This is a genomic window from Plantibacter sp. T3, assembly GCF_902506515.1.
In the GTDB taxonomy this organism is placed as follows: Bacteria; Actinomycetota; Actinomycetes; order Actinomycetales; family Microbacteriaceae; genus Plantibacter; species Plantibacter auratus.
The window spans coordinates 3,904,090-3,922,291 of the sequence record NZ_LR733286.1; the positions used below are offsets into that span (position 1 = coordinate 3,904,090).

Annotated in this window: 16 protein-coding genes; 3 read left to right on the top strand and 13 right to left on the bottom strand. The window is 68.0% G+C overall.

Features of this window, described 5'->3' with window-relative positions:
* Positions 1 to 60 precede the first annotated feature (60 nt).
* The 3 genes from GV015_RS18285 to GV015_RS18295 all read right to left on the bottom strand — a co-directional run bounded on the left by GV015_RS18285 (position 61) and on the right by GV015_RS18295 (position 5,716).
* Positions 61 to 1,482 carry a mechanosensitive ion channel domain-containing protein gene (locus GV015_RS18285; RefSeq protein ID WP_159879889.1) on the bottom strand — a complete coding sequence of 474 codons (1,422 nt, stop codon included), beginning with the start codon at positions 1,480 to 1,482 and terminating at the stop codon, positions 61 to 63.
* On the bottom strand, positions 1,479 to 3,716 hold the full coding sequence (locus tag GV015_RS18290) for an adenylate/guanylate cyclase domain-containing protein (protein WP_201299410.1): 2,238 nt from the start codon (positions 3,714 to 3,716) through the stop codon (positions 1,479 to 1,481). Before GV015_RS18290 ends, GV015_RS18285 begins: the two co-directional genes overlap by 4 nt.
* A 110-nt stretch (positions 3,717 to 3,826) precedes the next feature.
* Positions 3,827 to 5,716, bottom strand: coding sequence for an ABC transporter ATP-binding protein (locus GV015_RS18295; protein ID WP_159880401.1), 1,890 nt, complete (start codon positions 5,714 to 5,716; stop codon positions 3,827 to 3,829).
* Between the two features lie 250 nt (positions 5,717 to 5,966).
* Between GV015_RS18295 and GV015_RS18300 the strand changes: the two genes are divergently transcribed.
* On the top strand, positions 5,967 to 6,863 hold the full coding sequence (locus tag GV015_RS18300) for a DUF559 domain-containing protein (RefSeq protein WP_159879890.1): 897 nt from the start codon (positions 5,967 to 5,969) through the stop codon (positions 6,861 to 6,863).
* Between the two features lie 341 nt (positions 6,864 to 7,204).
* Here GV015_RS18300 and GV015_RS18305 read toward each other — a convergent pair whose 3' ends face one another.
* The 3 genes from GV015_RS18305 to GV015_RS18315 all read right to left on the bottom strand — a co-directional run bounded on the left by GV015_RS18305 (position 7,205) and on the right by GV015_RS18315 (position 10,750).
* Positions 7,205 to 8,179, bottom strand: a complete 975-nt coding sequence (locus tag GV015_RS18305; protein ID WP_079706730.1) for a carbohydrate ABC transporter permease — start codon at positions 8,177 to 8,179, stop codon at positions 7,205 to 7,207.
* Entirely contained in the window at positions 8,176 to 9,309 is a 1,134-nt protein-coding gene (locus tag GV015_RS18310) for a carbohydrate ABC transporter permease (RefSeq protein ID WP_079706729.1), read from the bottom strand. Before GV015_RS18310 ends, GV015_RS18305 begins: the two co-directional genes overlap by 4 nt.
* 127 nt (positions 9,310 to 9,436) lie before the next feature.
* Entirely contained in the window at positions 9,437 to 10,750 is a 1,314-nt protein-coding gene (locus tag GV015_RS18315) for an ABC transporter substrate-binding protein (RefSeq protein ID WP_159879891.1), read from the bottom strand.
* A 298-nt stretch (positions 10,751 to 11,048) separates the two neighbouring features.
* Here GV015_RS18315 and GV015_RS18320 point away from each other — a divergent pair, with 298 nt between their 5' ends.
* Positions 11,049 to 12,098: a LacI family DNA-binding transcriptional regulator gene (locus GV015_RS18320; protein ID WP_159879892.1), complete on the top strand. Its 1,050-nt coding sequence runs from the start codon at positions 11,049 to 11,051 to the stop codon at positions 12,096 to 12,098.
* 112 nt (positions 12,099 to 12,210) lie between these two features.
* Here GV015_RS18320 and GV015_RS18325 read toward each other — a convergent pair whose 3' ends face one another.
* From GV015_RS18325 to rplJ, 5 genes are all read right to left on the bottom strand, one after another.
* Positions 12,211 to 13,509 (bottom strand): MFS transporter, encoded by a 1,299-nt coding sequence (locus GV015_RS18325; protein ID WP_159879894.1) that lies wholly within the window; start codon positions 13,507 to 13,509, stop codon positions 12,211 to 12,213.
* On the bottom strand, positions 13,506 to 13,967 hold the full coding sequence (locus GV015_RS18330) for a MarR family winged helix-turn-helix transcriptional regulator (RefSeq protein ID WP_064294532.1): 462 nt from the start codon (positions 13,965 to 13,967) through the stop codon (positions 13,506 to 13,508). Before GV015_RS18330 ends, GV015_RS18325 begins: the two co-directional genes overlap by 4 nt.
* Before the next feature lie 140 nt (positions 13,968 to 14,107).
* A complete protein-coding gene (locus tag GV015_RS18335; protein ID WP_153303516.1) occupies positions 14,108 to 14,251 on the bottom strand; it encodes a hypothetical protein in 144 nt (47 codons plus the stop codon).
* A 329-nt stretch (positions 14,252 to 14,580) separates the two neighbouring features.
* The gene (rplL, locus tag GV015_RS18340; RefSeq protein ID WP_056014124.1) at positions 14,581 to 14,964 is read right to left on the bottom strand and encodes a 50S ribosomal protein L7/L12; all 384 of its coding nucleotides are present in this window, start codon (positions 14,962 to 14,964) and stop codon (positions 14,581 to 14,583) included.
* A 78-nt stretch (positions 14,965 to 15,042) separates the two neighbouring features.
* The gene (rplJ, locus tag GV015_RS18345; protein WP_079706724.1) at positions 15,043 to 15,561 is read right to left on the bottom strand and encodes a 50S ribosomal protein L10; all 519 of its coding nucleotides are present in this window, start codon (positions 15,559 to 15,561) and stop codon (positions 15,043 to 15,045) included.
* 320 nt (positions 15,562 to 15,881) lie between these two features.
* Here rplJ and GV015_RS18350 point away from each other — a divergent pair, with 320 nt between their 5' ends.
* Complete coding sequence (locus GV015_RS18350) at positions 15,882 to 17,039, top strand: AAA family ATPase (protein WP_159879896.1); 1,158 nt, start codon at positions 15,882 to 15,884, stop codon at positions 17,037 to 17,039.
* 24 nt (positions 17,040 to 17,063) lie between these two features.
* Here the strand turns inward: GV015_RS18350 and GV015_RS18355 are convergent, their stop codons facing one another.
* Both GV015_RS18355 and GV015_RS18360 read right to left on the bottom strand, forming a co-directional pair.
* The gene (locus GV015_RS18355) at positions 17,064 to 17,474 is read right to left on the bottom strand and encodes a DUF5684 domain-containing protein (protein WP_079706722.1); all 411 of its coding nucleotides are present in this window, start codon (positions 17,472 to 17,474) and stop codon (positions 17,064 to 17,066) included.
* Between the two features lie 101 nt (positions 17,475 to 17,575).
* Positions 17,576 to 18,196: a phosphoribosylanthranilate isomerase gene (locus tag GV015_RS18360; protein ID WP_159879898.1), complete on the bottom strand. Its 621-nt coding sequence runs from the start codon at positions 18,194 to 18,196 to the stop codon at positions 17,576 to 17,578.
* Positions 18,197 to 18,202 lie beyond the last annotated feature (6 nt).

The window sequence follows — 18,202 nt, forward strand, 5'->3', positions numbered from 1 at the left end:
ACCCGGACGGTCCATCGGGGTTCGGCATCGGTTCCTCGCTCGGCTGGGGACGGCTGCTGGCTACCGGCCGATCGTACCGCGGACGATCCCCGCCTCGGCGAGCGCCGCCTGTGCCTGCCGGTGCTTGTTGTCGATCGAGGCACCGATCTCCTGAGCCAGGCGGGGCTTACTGCGAACGAGCTGGTCGATGGTGGACAGCGGCATCCGCAGGACCAGGGTCGTGCCGTCGGCGATCGCGACGGCCATGGCGACCTCCCTCGTCAGCGCCGTCTGGCCGATGAAGTCGCCGACGCCGAGTCGTTGGAAGGTGATGAGCCCGTCCGTCGTCGGCACGGCGAGATGGACGCCACCCTCGACGAGGAACCGCATCGCGCCGGGGATCGTGCCCGCCTGCTGGATGGTCTCCCCCGGCCCGTACCGCTCGAGTGTGCACGTCCGGGCGAGCTCGTCGTAGTCCTCCTCCCGCGCGTGGAGGGTCGGCGCCAATTCGGCGATGGCACTCCGCAAGCGCTCCGGCGTCGCGACCGGGTCGGAGCCGTCGCCGTCGAGCGCGAGACCGCGGCGCCGCGAGGCGTACCAGAGCCAGGCGCGGAACAGGGCGACGGCGGCGTCGGCGGTGGAAGGCCCGGACACGGGCAGGGTGACGGAGAACCGCGCTGCGCCGAGGTAGGACGCGGACACCACGTCCCCCGGCTCGAGCATCGGCAGGCCCGATCCGACCTCGCGGAGCAGCCGGAGCACGTCGTCCGGCGGGTCATCGGTCGAGAAGGTCACCTCGACGCTCGCGGTGTACGCACCGACCGGTTGGCTGAGGTTCGTGAACGACGCCCCCGCGAGCGAGGAGTTCGGCACGATCTGGATGCCGTTGCCGGTGTCGAGGTGGACCGCACGCCAGTTCACCTCGACCACGCGACCGCGAACGCTTCCCGTGTCGAGCCAGTCGCCGAGACGGAACGGCTGCTCGAACAGCAGCAGCAGTCCCGAGATGACCCCGCCGACCGCGTTCTGCAGGGCGAGGCCGATCACGATCGACGTCACGCCGAGCGCGGTGACGAGGCCACCGATGTCGGCTCCCCACACCCAGGAGAACAGGATCGCGAGGCTGATGAGGATGAGGGCCAGCCGGGCGAGGTCCACGAAGATCGACGGGATCCGGTCGCGCCACGACCCCTCCTCGGCGTTCGCGAACAGGGCGACGTTGAAGGCGGAGAGGATGAGCAGGATCACGAGGAACCCGAGGAGGGTGCCGACGATCCGCACCCAGGTGCTGTCGTCCGCCCGCGCCGTGGCGAACACGAGGAGCGCGAACACCGCGCCGACCGGCACCACGTAGTTGCGCAGCAGACGGATCGGTTTCGCCGCAGCGTGCTTCCGGCGGTTGAGCGCACCGAGCACCTCGGTCAGGACGATGAGCAGCACGGGGACGCCGACGGCCAGCGCGACGGCCCAGGGGAACCACGCCTCCTGCCACACCTGCGTCATGACTTCGGCCCCGAGACGACCTGCCAGACGGCCTGCGGACCGCCGCGCGTCTCCACGGTGCCGGCGGCCTCGAACGCGACGGTGTCCTGCATGCGGTCACGCACCCGCTGACTGACGAAGATGCCGGCCGTCCCGGAGACCGACTGCACCTGGTTGGCGAGACTGACCGCGTCACCCCACATGTCGTAGGCGAGGCTCGTCCGGCCGACGAGGCCGCTCGTCACGACACCGGCGTCCACGCCGACCCGCAGGGTGAGGTTCGCCTGGTGCTGCGCGTTGAAGCGTTCGACGATCGTGCGCATCTCGAGCGCGAAGTCGAGGGTCCGACGCACGTTGTCGACGCGTGGGACGATCAGTCCGCAGCTCGCGAGATACCCCTCACGCAGCGTCCGCACCTGCTCGATCCCGAGCCGCTCGGCCGCCTCGTCGAAGCTGCGGACCAGCGCGTTGAGCATCGACAGCTCCCGCTCCGGATCGAGGCCGCGGGTCAGGTCGTCGAACCCGACGAGGTCGGCGAAGATGACGGACACGTCCTGGTGGACCTCGGAGATCGTCTCCTCACCGTCCTTGTAGCGCTTGGCGACCGACGCCGGCATGAGGGTGAGCAGCAGCTTCTCGTTCTCCGCTCGCTGCTCCTCGATGAGCTCCTGCTTGAGTCTCAGGCTGCGACTCATGTCGTTGAAGGCCGTGCCCAGGTCACCGAACTCGTCGCGTCGGGTGTTCGGCACCTCGACGCTGTAGTCGCCACCGGCCACCCGCCGCACCGCGCCGACGAGTGCCCGCACCGGCCGGGCGAACACCTGCGCCAGGAGCAGGGAGAGCAACGACACCACGACCACGATCGCGAGCACCGAGATGACGAGGTTGCGGGTGAAGTCGGTCACCGGCGCGAAGGCCTCGGCGGCGTCGACCCGGGCGACGAGCACCCACTGGAGCCCGTCGATGTCGACCGGGGTGTACGCCGTGAGGTTCTCCTCACCGAGGTAGCCGCGCCCGATGGTGGTGCCGGTCTCGCCCGCGAGCGCACGCTCGACCGAGACGGTGCGGGTCGGTTGGATCTGGATCGTCCCCGCGACGGCAACGGCACGCGCGGCGGTCTCCGGCGGTGTGCCGGCGGCGACCGCGGCCCGCTCGTACGCCTTCGGATCCTCGATCAGCAGACGGGAGGTCGAGCGCATGAGTTGATCGGGCCCGGCCAGGTACGTCTCACCGGTCTCCCCCAGGCCGTCCTGCTCCCACTGGCCGGAGCCGGTCATGATGTCGTTGATCGCCTCGATCGGGACCTGCAGCGCCATCACCCCGTCGACCCGACCGTTCTCGCCGACCGGTGAGAAGATCCACTGCGTCGGGACGTTGAGCGACGGCTGGTAGCGCTCGAAGTCGGTGATGCCCACGTAGTCGATCGCGTTCGACCGGAGCGCCGCGGTGAAGCCGTCCTCGAGCACGCCGCCCTTGTAGGGGCCGGTGAGGACGTTCGTACCGAGGTCCGGACCCTTGTAGGCGCTGTAGACGACGTCGCCCTCGTCATCGATGAGCAGGGCGTCCTCGTACCCGAAACGGTCGATGATCTCGCGGAAGTAGTCGTGGTACTGCGCGTGCACGGACGACCAGGCGCTCCCGTCACCGGCATCGTCGACGGTGATGGCGGTGTCGTAGTCGAGGTCGCCCGGCGTGTACACCGACTGCAGGTAGGTCTCGGCCGGGTTCGTCGGGATGAACGCAGCCGGGTCCGCCTCGTCACCGGTGCGTTCGGCGAGCTCCGGAGCGAACGTGTCCTCGTAGAACGACGTCACCGTCGACGCGCGCGCCGGGTCCACCGGCTGCTCCTCCAACTCGTGGAAGGCGTCGTGGAAGCCGTTCATCGCGTCGACCACCGTGGTGCCGCGGGTGTAGACGACGAGCGAGTCGCGCGTCTGGTCGTAGTAGTTCGTGATCTCACGGGCGCGGGACTCCCGGACCTCGGTCAGCCGCTCGAACGACGCCTGGCGCAGCGAGTCACTGCCGGACAGATAGCCGACGATCCCGGTGACGATCGACGCCCCTACGCTGACGAGCAGCAGCATGACGAGCAGCTTCGACTGGATGCTGAAGCCGGGGCGACCGAACCGTCCGCGGCCGAGCCCTCGGGACCTGGCGGCCGAGGAGGGTGCCGGTGGAATCAGTGGGTCTGTCGGGCCCGTCGGCGCGGCGCCGTCTGGCGAGGGTCCGGATGGTGCGTCCACAGCTGCGGTCATCGACGAGTCCCCTACTCGATCCGGCGGTGCACGGTCACCCCCTCCTTCGGGGGTCACGATGGCGCTCACTCTAGCCACCCGTGCCACACGCGCACAATGGGCTGGACCGCTCAGACGGTGACGGCCTGCTGGGCGTAGAGGGTCGCGTACACGCCGCCGGCGGCGAGCAGTTCCTGGTGGGTGCCGCGCTCCACGATGCGCCCGCGGTCGAGGACGAAGATGACGTCGGCATGCACGATGGTCGACAGGCGGTGGGCGATCGACACCGTGGTGCGTCCGCGGGTCGCGTCATCGAGGGCGACCTGGACGACCCGTTCGGAGATCGTGTCGAGGGCGCTCGTCGCCTCGTCGAGGATGAGCACCTCCGGGTCCTTCAGCAGTACGCGCGCGATGGCGATGCGCTGCTTCTCGCCGCCGGACAAGCGGTAGCCGCGTTCCCCGACGAGCGTGTCGTAGCCGTCCTCGAACCGAGCGATCGTCTCGTGGATGTTCGCCGCGCGGCAGGCCGTCTCGAGCTCGGCGAGGGTCGCGTCGGGCTTCGCGTAGCGGAGGTTCTCCGCGATCGTCGCATGGAAGAGGTAGGTCTCCTGGCTGACGATCCCGATGCGGGAGACGAGGGACTCCTGCGTGACGTCGCGGACGTCGGCGCCCGCCACCATGACCCGGCCGCCCGACACCTCCTGGAAGCGCGGGATGAGGTAGGAGATGGTCGTCTTGCCCGCTCCCGAGGGCCCGACGAACGCGGCGAACTGTCCGGGTTCGATCGTGAAGGAGACGCCGTCGAGGGTGGGGGTCGAGTCGTCCTGGGCGTCGGCGTAGCGGAAGGTGACGTCGTCGAAGCGGATCTGCGGTGCGATGCTCGGCAGCGGTGTGGCGCCGGGGCGGTCGGCGATCGCGGGCTTGAGGTCGAGGTACTCGAAGATCCGCGCGAAGAGGGCGCCGGAGGTCTGCAGGTCGAGGGCGACGCGCATGACGCCCATGAGCGGGAACAGCAGGCGGGCCTGGATGGTGGTGAAGGCCACGATCGAGCCGGCGGTGACGTCCACCGCCCCACCGGTGATGAGCCAGCCGGCCACCAGGTAGACGATCGCGGGGATGGACGACAGGAAGATGTTCACCATCGCGAAGAACCACTGGCCGCTCATCGCCTGGCTGACCTGGAGGCGGATCTGGGTGCGGTTCTCGGCACTGTAGCGCTCGACCTCGGTGTCCTGGCGGTTGAAGCTCTTCGCGAGGAGCACACCGGAGACGCTCAGGGCCTCCTGGGTGATCGCGGTCATCTCCGACAGCGACTCCTGGGTCTTCGTCGCGATCCGTGCCCGGACCTGACCGACGCGGCGCTGCGCGATCACGAGGATCGGCATGAGGATGAGGGCGACGATCGTCAGTTGCCAGTTGAGGATGAGCATCGCGACGAGCGCCGAGATGACCGTCACGGTGTTGCCGAGCACACTCGACACGGTGTTGGTGAGGACGTTCGCGACGCCGCCGACGTCGTTCTGGAGGCGCGACTGGATGATGCCCGTCTTCGTGCGGGTGAAGAAGCTCAGTTCCATCGCCTGCAATTGCGAGAACAGCTTGATGCGCAGGGCACCCATGACACTGTTGCCGACGGTCGCCGTGAGATAGGTCTGCCAGACGCCGAGCAGGGCGGCGATGATGAACAGCGCCACCATCACGCCGACGATCTCCGCGAGGGCGACGAGGTTCGGGCGGCCACCGTCGGTCGGGAACAGGCCGACGTCGAACGCCTGCTTGACCAGCAGCGGAGGGAGCACCGCGAGGGCGGCACCGATGACGACGAGCACCATCGTGAGGATGATCTTCGCGCGGAACGGCACGAACAGTGCGACGATGCGCTTGCCGAGGTTCGGGATCCTCGGCGCCTCGGCGTTGAGCGCCTTCTGCGCCGCCATGTCGCCACCGCTGACGCGGCTGCCCGCTCGAGGCCCGCCGCCCCCGGGTGCACCGCCGCGTGGCCCGCCCCGTCCGCCGTGCATGCTCATCCCGCCACCCTATCCCCGCCCACCGTCCTCCCCGCCCTTGTCCCCGTCCCCGTCTGCTTCCCGCTCCGTGTCCTTTCTCAGGAGTCCGCTGGCGCGTCACCTCGCCCGCTCTCCGACCCGCCGCAACTGTCCTGAGAAAGGGTCACCGCCGCGAGTCCGCTCCCCAGGTCCACTGCGGGGCGGATCATCCCCAAATCAGCAGCGTGGCTCGGCGGTCCGGCGACACCGGGTGGACGATCGACCGATGACAGGAGGAACCTACGCCTTCCGCCCGGCGTACGGTGTCGCCACGGTGCACCAGCTTCGGGCTCGCGGTCATTCCAAACGGTCGCTCCGACTCGCGGTCGAGATGGCCGAGCTGATCAGGGTGAAACGAGGCTGGTACGCGGACCCCGGTGCGCCCCCGGAGATCGTCCAAGCCGTTCGGGTCGGCGGGAGACTCGCGTGCATCTCGGCGGCCGCCTGGTTCGGCTGGGCCACACCGGAAGACCAGCGCATACACGTCGCTGTCCCGTCGAACGCGGGGCGCCTCCGCGATGCTGGCGACCGCCGGTGCCATCCGCCCGCGCAGGACCGGGACGACGCGGTCCTGCACTGGGACGACGATCAACCAGTGGTCCCTCGGGGCGATTCGATCGCGCCGCTCCTCGTGGTGAGCCGCGAGTCGGCCGTTCGTCAGATCGTCACCTGCCAGCACCCTGACGTCGCCGGCGCGATCTTGGACTCCGTCCTGCGCCGAGAACCCCACCGCGGGCGGGCGCTCCACGCGTGGCTGGACGAGCTCCCGCACGCACGCAGGCGCAGACTCCCTCGGCTGGAGTCGGGATGCGAGAGTTTCCTCGAGAGCATCGGTCGCATCCGGCTCGAACGCGCTGGGATCGTCGGTCGACATCAGGTCGAGATCCCGGGCGTCGGACGCGTCGACGAGCTGATCGACGATTGGTTGGTGGTGGAGTGGGATGGACGTGCGTTCCACGACACCCCGGACGCCCATGAACAGGATCGCTGGCGCGACGCCCAGTTGGCGATCCTCGGCTATCGCTCTCTCCGCTTCACGTATCGCATGGTGATGGACGACTGGTACGCGGTCATCGGAGCGGTCCGCGCAGCGCTCGCGCGGGGCCGCCCAAGGCCCCGCTGAGCGGATCCGATCACCCTCGCACCTGCCAGCCTGCACTCCGTCCCTTTCTCAGGACTCCCCCGGCACGCCGGGTGTACTCGGGCACGACGCACCACAACTCTCCTGAGAAAGGACCATCCCCGTCATTCGTCCGCCGGAATTCGCCTCCGTCCCTTTCTCAGGACTCCCCCGGCACGCCGGGTGTACTCGGGCACGACGCACCACAACTCTCCTGAGAAAGGACCATCGGGACCAGGAGAACGAACGACCCGCAGACGCACGGACGCCCCGGGGGCGTGAGCTCCCGGGGCGTTCGCGCACCGACGACGCTGTCGATCGGAGGATCGAACCGCGGCGTCGGGTCAGCCCTTCGTCGAACCGGCCAGGAGCCCGCGGACGAAGTACCGCTGCAGCGCGAAGAACACGACGAGCGGGACGAGGATCGAGATGAACGCGCCGGCCGTGAGCAGGTGCCACTCGTTGCCACGCGTACCCGTGATCTCCGCCAGCAGCTTCGTGATCGGTGCGACCTCGCCGTCCGCGAAGATGAGCGCGACCAGCAGGTCGTTCCACACCCACAGGAACTGGAAGATCGCGAACGACGCGATGGCGGGCATGGTCAGGGGCAGCACGATCCGGAAGAAGATCTGACCGTGACCCGCGCCGTCGACGCGTGCCGCTTCGATGACCTCACCGGGGATCTCCGCGACGAAGTTGTGCAGCAGGAAGATCGCCAGCGGCAGCGCGAACATGGTGTGCGCGATCCACACCTGGGCGAAGGTGCCGCTCGCGTCCAGTCCCTCGCCGACCTGCAGACCGAAGATGTTCAGGCCACGGGAGAACGTCGACAGCAGCGGGACGAGCGCCATCTGGATCGGCACCACCTGCAGCGCGAACACGAGGATGAACAGGAAGTTCTTGCCGCGGAAGTCGATCCACGCGAACGCGTACGCCGCGAGGCTCGCCACCACCAGCGGGATCAGGGTCGCCGGGACCGCGATGGCGATCGAGTTGACCCACGAGCCCGCGAGGTTCAGCGTCGAGTTGCCGGCCTGCAGCACCTGCACGTAGTTGTCGATGGTGACCTGGAAGTCGGAGAAGATCGTCCACCAACCGGTGGTCTTCACCTGCTGCTCAGGCCGGAACGAGGAGACGAAGAGACCGAAGGTCGGGATCGTCCACAGCACGGCGATGACGACGGCCGCGATGGTCGCGCCACGGCTCGTGAGCCGCTTCTTCGTCCGTCGGCTCGCAGCCTCGATGCCGCGCTCACCCTTCGCGAGCTGGTCCTTGGTGGACTCGTCGATCGGTAGTTCGATCGGCTGCACAGCACTCATCGGATCTCCCTCTGCTTCTTGATCTGCCGTGCGTTGTAGATGACGATCGGCAGCACGAGGATGAACAGGATCACGGCGAACGCCGCACTCCGGCCGTTCTCGAAGTTCTTGAACTGGGTGTACATCTCGTTCGCGATGACCGAGGTGCCGTTGTTGCCGGCGGTCATGGTGCGGACGATGTCGAAGACCTTCAGCGACGCGATGGAGATCGTCGTGACGACGACGACCAGCGAGGAGCGGATGCCAGGGACGATGACGTTGGTGAAGCGCTGCCAGCCGTTCGTGCCGTCGAGCTCGGCGGCCTCGATCTGCTCGGTGGGGACACCCTTGATCGCGGCGGACAGGACGACCATCGCGAACCCGGTCTGCACCCAGATGAGCACGACGATGAGGAACAGCGTGTTCCACGGCTCGTTCTGCAACCACTGCACCGGGGTGCCGCCGAACCACACGACGATCTGGTTGAGCAGACCGATCTGGGTCGCGCCGGCCTCACGGTAGGCGTAGATGAAGCGCCAGATGATGGATGCGCCGACGAAGGAGATCGCCATCGGCATGAAGACGAGGATCTTGAAGTACTTCTCACCGCGGGACTTGTCGATGAACACCGCATAGGCGAGGCCGAAGGCCGTCGACAGCGCCGGGACGAGGAGCACCCAGATGATCGTGTTGATCACGGTGCGGATCGCGCTCGGCTGCGTGAACAGCCAGATGAAGTTGTTCAGCCCGACGAAGTTCTTGCCGGACGCCGACATGAACGCGGCGATCGTCGTGTTGATCGACGGCAGGATCAGGCCGATCAGCAGCAGCAGGAAGGCCGGTGCGAGGAAGCCGACGAGCTGGACGAGGTACCCGACGCCCTTCTTGGAGCGGTAGTCGAGGAGGAAGAGCACGCCACCCAGGACGGCTGCGACGGCCGCGGCCCACAGGAACGAGCCGAAGAAGAGGACGACGATGACGGGCACCAGGACGCAGAACGCCAGACGGATGACCGTGTAGAGGGTGCCCTTGCGTGGCGCGATGTCCACGAAGAAGAGGAGGAGGGCCACCACCGCGCCGAAGGCGATGACGACGATCGGGATCTGGGCGAGCGGTGGGAGTCCGCCCAACCAGTTGAGGAAACCTGACATAGCTGGCCTTTCGAGTACGGCGTTGGACCCTGAGTGAACCCTAGGGGGTTCCACTGCCGAGGCGGAAGCGCCGGAGGGTGATCACCCTCCGGCGCTTCCGCTCATGAGCAGCAGTTCCGGATATCGATTACTCGCTGGAGGGCCAGCCGGCTTCGATGTCCTTGAGGACCTGGTCGGTCTCGTCGCCGTTGATCCAGTTCACGAGGCCCTTCCAGAAGGTTCCGGCGCCGACGGCACCGGGCATCAGGTCGGAGGCGTCGAAGCGGAACGTGGTCTTCTCGTCCTGCAGGATCTCGATCGCCTGGCTGAGGATCGGGGTCGAGGCGTTCGCCGGGTCGAGGCCGTTGTTGGCCGAGATGACGCCGCCGAGCTTGACCCGCTTGTTCGCCCACTCAGGGCTCGAGAGGTACTCCTGGACCTTGACGGTGCTCTCGTCGTCGCTGAACGCGCCGACGATCTCGCCACCACCGGTGACAGCGGTCTCGCCCTCCTTGATGCCGGGGGTCACGAAGGCCCACACGTCACCGTCGGGTGCGACGGTCGCGCCGGCGTCCTCGAGGAAGCCGGAGAAGAACGATGCCTGGTGGTGCAGTGCGCAGGCGCCGGAGGCGAGCGCCGGAGCGACGTCACCGAACTCGGTCGAGTTGATCGACGACACGTCGCCGAAGCTCGCGTTCACGTACTCCGGGTTCTTGAGGATCTCGCCGACCGAGTCGAACGCTTCCTTGATCTTCGGGTCGGTGAACTTGACCTTGTTGGCCACCCAGTCGTCGTAGACGTCCGGGCCCTGCTGGCGCAGGACGAGGTCTTCGATCCAGTCGGTGCCGGGCCAGCCCGAGGCGTCGCCGGAGCCGAAGCCGGCGCACCAGGGTGCGGAACCCGTCTTCTCCTGGATCGTCTTGGTCAGCGTGAGCAGCTCGTCCCAGGTCTTCGGGACCTCGACGCCCCATTCCTTGAACTTGGCCGGCTGGTACCAGACGAGGCCCTTGACGCTCGCCATGAGCGGCGCGCCGTAGACGGTGTCGTTGACGGTGCCGTAGGCGGCCCAGTCCTTCGACCAGTACTTCTCGATGTTCGCCTTGACGCTGTCGGGCGCGGGCTTCAGGTAGTCGCGCTTGGCGAGGTCGGCCAGGAGGCCGGGCTGCGGGAAGATCGCGAGGTCGGGCGGGTTACCGCCCTGGGCGCGGATACCGATCTGCGACTCGAACTCCTTGGAGGACTCGTACTTGATCGTGATGCCGCTGTCCTTCTCGAAGTCGGCCCAGCTCTCCTCGAGCAGTTTCGCCTCGGTGTCGGCGATCGTCCCGTAGATGGTGACGGTCTTGTCGTCGTCGCCACCGCCGCTGCTGCCCGATCCGCCTGAACAAGCGGTGAGCGCGACGCCCGCGACGGCCAGGACGGCCAGCGGCAGGGCCGTCCGGCGGGTCCGAATGAAACTCATCTGTGTCCTCCTCATTGAGTGCTGCAGGTTCGAACGTCTCCAGGGTCGAGCCGTTCCGATGATGCACTGGTGCGGAATCGGCCCGGATGCGGAACCGTTTCCATGCGTCAAAGTACTTCACCCGGCGACAGGATGCAAGCACGAGAACATAACGAAATAGACAGTGAGAGCGCTCCCACCGAAATCAAGCGGCCGGGCGGTCCATTCGTGTTCCAGATGTTATGGATCAGTTCCAGTCTGCAGTTCCAGGTCTGTTCCAGATTCGCTATGGTGGTGCTACCCAACGGAGGGAGTCGGCATGAGTGGTGCCATCAGCGATGTCGCGGCCCTCGCCGGCGTCTCGAAAGCGACGGCCTCGCGAGCGCTCACCGGGCGTGGATACGTGTCGGCCGAGACCCGGGAACGGGTCGTACAGGCCGCGGCCACGATCGGGTACGTCGCCTCGCCCATCGCCGCGAGCCTGTCCACCGGACGCACGTTGGCCATCGGCGTCCTCACCTCGTTCCTCAACCGCTGGTACTTCGGGGAGGTCCTCGAGGGCGCCGAGGGGGCACTCCGTGCGCGGGGCTACGACCTGACGCTCCACCATCTGCCGCCCGACTCCCCGGAACGCGACCGCATCTTCGACTCGTACCTCACGAACAAGCGCTTCGACGGCATGATCTCGATCGGGATCGAGGCCTCGCAGGACGAGATCGCGCGCCTGCTCGCCAACCCCCGTCCACTCGTGTCGATCGGCGGCAACATCCGCGGGGCCCACTCCATCAACATCGACGACCAGGCGCTCGGCCGCGAGGCGACGGAGCACCTCATGACGCTCGGGCACACGCGCATCGCCCACATCACCGGTCACGACGCCGAACTGCAGACGGACACCGTGCACGGCAGGCGCCTGGCCGGCTACCTCGCGGCGATGGAGGATGCAGGGCTCACCTCGGCCGTGCACGTCCTGCCCGCGGTCCACTCGTTGCCGGGCGGGTACGAGGCCGCGGCGCAGTTGCTGCGGGACGCGAGGATCCGCCCGACGGCGGTGTTCGCCTCGACGGACGAGGTGGCGATCGGCATCATCATCGCCGCACGACGCCTCGGGATCACCGTTCCGGCGGAGCTGTCGGTCATCGGGATCGACGGGCACTCCTACGCGGAGATGTTCGCGCTCACCACCTTCGAGCAGGAGCCCCGCGCGCAGGGGCGGCATGCCGTCGAGATCCTCCTCCAAGACCTGGAGGACGAGCAACGCACACAGGCCCCGGACTCCGGGGAGCCGGGCAGCACCGTCTCCGAGGTGCGCTGGCCGACCCGTCTGGTGATCCGACAGACCACGACGCGCCGCGAGTCCGCCGAGTAGACACCCGGCTGCGCCCCCAGCGCGGTGCGCGGACGCGAGCGCGCCCCACTGACGTGAGCGCGGGCCCCCGGAGGGGAGCGCTCGCGTCAGTGGGGCGCGGTGACCGGTCGGATCAGCTCGCGTCGGCTGCGGTGATCGCGATGGCCTCGTCGAGTTCGCTCTCCACCGGACCGTCGACGCGGGCGAGGTGCTTGCGTCCGAGGACGACGATGAGGACCGCGACGATGAGCGAGCCGGCGGCCACGTAGTACGGTGCGGCAGGCGAGAGGAGCTTCGCGATCTCCGCGGCGGCCGGCGGCGCGATGGCCCCACCGAGGAACCGTACGGACGAGTACGCCGAGGATGCGACGTTGCTCGGCAGGTCCGTCGCCTCCATGACCGACTCGGTCAGCACCGTGTTCATGACGCCGAGCAGGAGTCCGCCGACGACGATGCAGACGATGAGGCCGGTGGTGGACTGCACGAGGAGTCCGGCCGCGACGAGGTCCAGCGCCAGCAACGGCAGGACCAGCTTGATCACGGAGATGCGACGCATCCGAGCCGTGAGCAGCGGTGCGACGAACACGCTCGTGATCGCCAGCGCGACACCCCAGCCGAAGAAGGTGAACCCGAGACCCATCGCATCGAGGCCGAGCGGGAACGGCGAGTAGGCGAGCAGGGTGAAGAAGCCGATGTTGTAGAACAGGGCGGCTGCCGCGAGGATGCCGAGCGACGGGATCGCCAGCGCCTTGAACGGCGCGGACAGCTTGAGCGGCGCAGGCTTCGGCCCCTCGGTCTTCAGCAGGGTCACGATCGCGATGAACCCGACGGCCATGAGCGTCGCGGTGCCGAAGAACGGCCACTTCCAGCCGATGCCGCCGAGGAGACCACCGAGGAGTGGACCGATCGCGATGCCGAGCCCGAGTGCCGCCTCGTACAGGATGATCGCGTTGGCGCGGCCGCCCGCTGCAGCACCGACGATGGTGGCGAGTGCCGTCGAGATGAAGAGCGCGTTGCCGAGGCCCCAGCCAGCCCGGAAGCCGATGACGGCTCCGACGGAGTCGGACAGGCCCGCGAGGAGGGCGAACAGGACGACGAGTGCGAGTCCGATGAGGAGCGTGCGTTTGGCACCGATCCGGCTCGACAGCCAGCTCGTGAAGAGCATGGCCACGCCGGTGACGAGCAGGTAGCTCGTGAAGAGCATCTCGGCCTGCGTCGGCGTCGCCTGGAGGTCTTCGGCGATCGCGGGGAGGATCGGGTCGACGAGGCCGATGCCCATGAAGGCGATGACACTCGCGAAGGCGACCGCCCAGACGGCCTTCGGCTGGTGCAGGATGCCACCGAGACCGGCGCTGTGGCCGGTGCCGTGGCCGTGGCTCGACGCCGTGGGCGTGGGCACGGAGGACGTGCGTGCGCTGGTGTCGGCGCTCATGCCGTCAGCTCCGAGGCGACCTCGACGGCCACGCGGGCCTGGATGATCTCGACGGTCCTGGCGATCGCAGCGAGGTCGTCGTCCTCGAGGTCGGTGAAGGCCGGCTCCAGGGCGTCGGTGAGCTCGTCGCGCCAGGCGAGGAGGGCGGCCGTCCCCTTCGGGGCGATGGCGATGAGCCACGCGCGGTGGTCGTCGACGTCGGCGATCCGCTTGATCCAGTCGCGCTCGTCGAGGCTCTGCACGAGCTTCGTCATCGTGGGTTGGGACACCCGGCTCTGGCGGGCCAGTTCGCCGACCCGGACGGGGCCGACCGTGGTGAGCACGGACAGCGTGCGCCAGACGGCGGGCGATTCGGAGGATCCGGTGGCCTGGGCGGCAAGGCGGGTGAGCCGGTGCGATGCCGTGATGAGGTCGCCGAGGATGGTGTGCAGGGGTGAATGCGTACGGTTCTCGGTCATGATCCATCCAGTATACATAGCCAGGCTATGCATTCGCACATGCAGTCCGGTGATCACCATTCAGGAGGCTCCCGGCGCGTCGGCACCAGGAGCCTCCCGCAGGGCGGGACTCGCCCAGGCGGACCTGAAGTGTGAACCGGTCAGCGCATCCAGGTGGTGAAGGACTGGCTGACCCGTGGATCGGGCGGGTGGGCGTCGCTCGCCCGTTCCGACTCGGTGAAGGCGGATGCGAGCTGGGCTCGGATCCAGGTGATGGTTGCACGCCAGCGTGCGTGGGTGTTCATGGTGGTGGGTTCTCCCGATTCGGGCACCGCACCGACAGCCCACGCTCACACGGAGCTGGACGACGACGCGGATACCTGCGCGAACCGTCGACGAACGTCGTCGACGGGTGCAGAGCATCCGCGTCCGTGTGGAGTGACGCGACGAATCGCAAGCCCTCCGATTAACTGACGGAGGGCACCGCTCCCGAACGAATCGGGGGCGATGCCCTCCGATCACGCATGTCTCTGCCGAGTGCGTACAGCACTCGTCTCAGGAAGATCCGCGATCGTCAGCGGCGACCGACCGGAGTCGGTCGCCAGCCCAGTGGTTGTCCCCCGCAGGGGACCGACTACTTGAGCGTGACGGTGGCGCCGGCAGCCTCGAGGGCTTCCTTCGCCTTGTCAGCGGCTTCCTTGTTGGCGCCTTCGAGGACGGCAGCCGGAGCGCCGTCAACGAGAGCCTTGGCCTCGCCGAGGCCGAGCGAGGTGAGCTCGCGGACCGTCTTGATGACCTGGATCTTCTTGTCGCCAGCAGCCTCGAGGATGACGTCGAAGTCGGTCTTCTCTTCGACCTCTTCAACAGCAGCGCCAGCAGCAGCCGGGCCGGCGACGGCGACGGGAGCAGCAGCGGTGACCTCGAAGGTCTCCTCGAACAGCTTGACGAACTCGCTGAGCTCGATGAGCGTGAGCTCCTTGAACGCGTTGATCAGTTCTTCGTTTGACAGCTTTGCCATGATTGTTCTCCTTGTTTCATGCCCTGCAACCGCATCACGCGGCGGACAGGTACGGGGTTGATTGTTCGCGGAACCGAATTACTCGGCCGCGGACTCCTGCTTCTCGCGCAGCGCCTCGACCGTGCGAACGGCCTTCGAGAGCGGTGCGTTGAAGAGGTAGGCAGCTCCGAACAGCGAGGCCTTGACGGCGCCGGCAAGCTTTGCCAGCAGCACTTCACGGGACTCGAGGTCGGCGAGCTTGCCGACTTCTTCAGCGGTCAGCGGGTTACCGTCGAAGTAACCGCCCTTGACCACGAGGAGAGGGTTTGCCTTGGCGAAGTCACGAAGAGCCTTCGCGACGGTGACCGGGTCACCGTGCACGAATGCGATCGCGGACGGACCGGCGAGCTCGTCGTCGAACGACGAGATGCCGGCGTTGTTCGCCGCGATCTTGGTCAGCGTGTTCTTCACCACGGCGTAGGTTGCGTCCGCACTGATGCTCTTGCGCAGGTTCTTGAGCTGAGCAACAGTGAGGCCGCGGTACTCGGTCAGCAGAACGGCAGTCGAGCTCTGGAACTTCTCCGTGAGTTCGGCAACCGAGGCTTCCTTGTTCGCCATGGCCACTCCTTTTCGAATCTTGAATGCATGCAGCGGAGGCCGCACACACCAACCGCCGGGCCGGCGAAGGGTTCGGGCATGAAAAAAGCTCCGGCGCAAGCGCACGGAGCTGGGGAGAGGCGAGCCTCGATCAGATCTTCATACACCTGCGCTGGACGTCTCGTCATGAGAACCTTCGACTGTCTCGTTTGCACGCGACAGTGACCGGCGGTCTTTGGTTTCGACAACCATAACACACCCCCGGCCCCGTTCCGACAGGCGTGCACCGGGCGCTCACGACCGCCCGTCCGGATGTCCGAGGCGACCGGCACCATGGAGCCATGATCCAGACGCTCGCCATCTCCGGCTACCGTTCCATCCGAGACACCGTGCTGCCGCTGCACGGCCTCGACGTCGTGACCGGCGCGAACGGCACCGGCAAGTCCAACCTCTACCGGGCACTCCGACTCCTCGCGAGTGCGGGCGACGGCGATGTCGTCGGATCCCTCGCGCGCGACGGCGGGCTCTCCTCGACGCTCTGGGCCGGCCCCGAGCACGTGAGTCGAGCCATGGTCGACGGTTCCGTCCCGGTCCAGGGCACGCGCCGCACGGGTCCGATCAGCCTGCGACTCGGGTTCGCGACGGACACGCTGGGGTATCTCGTCGACCTCGGGATCCCGCAGCCGTCCACGACGCTGTTCGGCCGCGACCCCGAGATCAAGCGGGAGCAGATCTTCGCCGGCGCACTGGCCAAACCGAGCAGCCTGCTCGTCGACCGGCACGGTCCGGCGGTCCGGGTCCGCGACGGGTCGTGGCGTCCGATCGGTCGAACGCTCGGCACCTCGGAGAGCATCCTCACCGAGTTCTCGGACGCCGACGCGACGCCCGAGGTCCTCCGCGTGCGCGGCCAGGTGCGCGGCTGGCGGTTCTACGACCAGTTCCGGACCGACCGCGACGCCCCCGCACGTGCGCCACAGGTCGGCACGAGGACGCCGGTCCTCGGCCACGACGGCGCGGACCTCGCCGCCGCGGTGCAGACGATCATCGAGTCCGGCGGTCGGGACCGGCTCGACGTCGCCGTCGACGACGCGTTCCCCGGCAGCGTGCTGCGCGTGCGCGCCGACGACGGGGTGTTCCGACTGGAGCTCGAACAGCCCGGGATGCTCCGTCCGCTCTCGGCCGGCGAGCTGTCCGACGGCACGCTCCGCTACCTGCTGCTCGTCGCGGCGCTCCTCACTCCGCGCCCGCCCGAGCTCATGGTGCTGAACGAGCCCGAGACGAGCCTGCACGGCGACCTCCTCCCCCAGCTCGCTCGGCTCATCACCGCGGCGAGCGCCGACACACAGCTCGTGGTCGTCTCCCACGCCCGCCCACTCATCGAGGCCATGCTCGGGGCCGGCGAGGTGCATGAGCACCGGCTGGTGAAGCGACTCGGCGAGACGACCGTCGAGGATCAGGGCCTGCTGTCGACGCCGCCGTGGGCGTGGCCGTCCCGGTGAGCGTCCGGCCCAGGTGACCGCCGGCTAGGCGCGGTCGGCCTGCTTGCCCAGGTAGCGGTCCGAACCGTAGCTGAGGATGAAGAACCCGATCAGCTGGAACAGGACGAGTCCGAAGATCCGGAACACCGTGCTCTTGTCGAACTGCTTGCCGATGTGCCATCCGACGATCCACCCGAACACGATGTTCACGAGCGGGATGAAGTAGAGGATGGTCGCCGCGCCCGTGAAGCCGGCGAGCTTCACGACGACGTACCAGTTGTAGATCGGGATGATCGCGGTCCAGCCGGAGCGGCCCGACTTCTCGAACATCCCCCAGACGGAGGCGACGAACAGGGCGTAGCCGATGATGCCGCCGAAGACGTTGGCGGGTGCGTTCATGAACTCGATGGCGGCACGACCGTTGTCGTCCGCGGCGAGCAGGATGGTGTCGATCACGGTGGTGGCGCTCCTTGTCGTCATCGCGGTCGACCGACCGCCTCATCCGACGAATGTAGCGTGCGGGTCACACCCCGGACCAGCGGGTGTCCCGCAGACGCTCAGACGGCCCGGGCGGTGCGGGCGGCCTGCACGAACGAACGGATGAGCTCCGGCGACTTCACCCCGCGCGAGGACTCGACCCCGCTGGACACGTCGACCCCCCAGGGCCGGAGTTCCGCGATGAGGCCCTGGACGTTCTCCGGCGTGAGACCGCCGGCGAGGATCCACGTGCGGGTGGGTGGGTTCGCCACCAGGGCGATCGTGTCGAAGGTCTTCCCGGCTCCCGGGTCAGGTGCATCGAGGAGCAACAGCTCCTCGGCGTAGGCGGCGCGCTCGGCGGCGTTCTCGGAGGCGTAGTGCACCGCCGAGGTCGCCCGGAGCGTCCGCCATCCCATCGCCTGCAGCTCCTGGAACGCCTCGGGTGGTTCGTCACCGTGGAGCTGGACGGCCTGCACCCCGGCAGCACCGGCGATCCGCGAGACCTCCTCGACCGACTGGCGGCGGAAGACGCCGACCGTCAGCACCGACTCGGGGACGTCGGCGAGCAGCGAGGCGACGCGTTCGGGCTCGATGGTCCGGGGCGACCCCGGCGCGAAGACGAATCCGATCGCGTCGACTCCGGCGTCCACCGCCGCAGCGACGTCGGACGCCTCGGACAGACCGCACACCTTGACCCACATGGGGAC

Bases quoted from the DNA above. Each gene is read 5' to 3' on its own strand.
- rplL (WP_056014124.1), bottom strand. From the start codon at position 14,964: ATGGCAAAGCTGTCAAACGAAGAACTGATCAACGCGTTCAAGGAGCTC.
- GV015_RS18315 (WP_159879891.1), bottom strand. From the start codon at position 10,750: ATGAGTTTCATTCGGACCCGCCGGACGGCCCTGCCGCTGGCCGTCCTG.
- GV015_RS18325 (WP_159879894.1), bottom strand. From the start codon at position 13,509: ATGAGCGCCGACACCAGCGCACGCACGTCCTCCGTGCCCACGCCCACG.
- rplJ (WP_079706724.1), bottom strand. From the start codon at position 15,561: ATGGCGAACAAGGAAGCCTCGGTTGCCGAACTCACGGAGAAGTTCCAG.
- GV015_RS18310 (WP_079706729.1), bottom strand. From the start codon at position 9,309: ATGTCAGGTTTCCTCAACTGGTTGGGCGGACTCCCACCGCTCGCCCAG.
- GV015_RS18290 (WP_201299410.1), bottom strand. From the start codon at position 3,716: ATGACCGCAGCTGTGGACGCACCATCCGGACCCTCGCCAGACGGCGCC.
- GV015_RS18350 (WP_159879896.1), top strand. From the start codon at position 15,882: ATGATCCAGACGCTCGCCATCTCCGGCTACCGTTCCATCCGAGACACC.
- GV015_RS18330 (WP_064294532.1), bottom strand. From the start codon at position 13,967: ATGACCGAGAACCGTACGCATTCACCCCTGCACACCATCCTCGGCGAC.
- GV015_RS18335 (WP_153303516.1), bottom strand. From the start codon at position 14,251: ATGAACACCCACGCACGCTGGCGTGCAACCATCACCTGGATCCGAGCC.
- GV015_RS18305 (WP_079706730.1), bottom strand. From the start codon at position 8,179: ATGAGTGCTGTGCAGCCGATCGAACTACCGATCGACGAGTCCACCAAG.
- GV015_RS18360 (WP_159879898.1), bottom strand. From the start codon at position 18,196: ATGTGGGTCAAGGTGTGCGGTCTGTCCGAGGCGTCCGACGTCGCTGCG.
- GV015_RS18300 (WP_159879890.1), top strand. From the start codon at position 5,967: ATGACAGGAGGAACCTACGCCTTCCGCCCGGCGTACGGTGTCGCCACG.
- GV015_RS18320 (WP_159879892.1), top strand. From the start codon at position 11,049: ATGAGTGGTGCCATCAGCGATGTCGCGGCCCTCGCCGGCGTCTCGAAA.
- GV015_RS18285 (WP_159879889.1), bottom strand. From the start codon at position 1,482: ATGACGCAGGTGTGGCAGGAGGCGTGGTTCCCCTGGGCCGTCGCGCTG.
- GV015_RS18295 (WP_159880401.1), bottom strand. From the start codon at position 5,716: ATGCACGGCGGACGGGGCGGGCCACGCGGCGGTGCACCCGGGGGCGGC.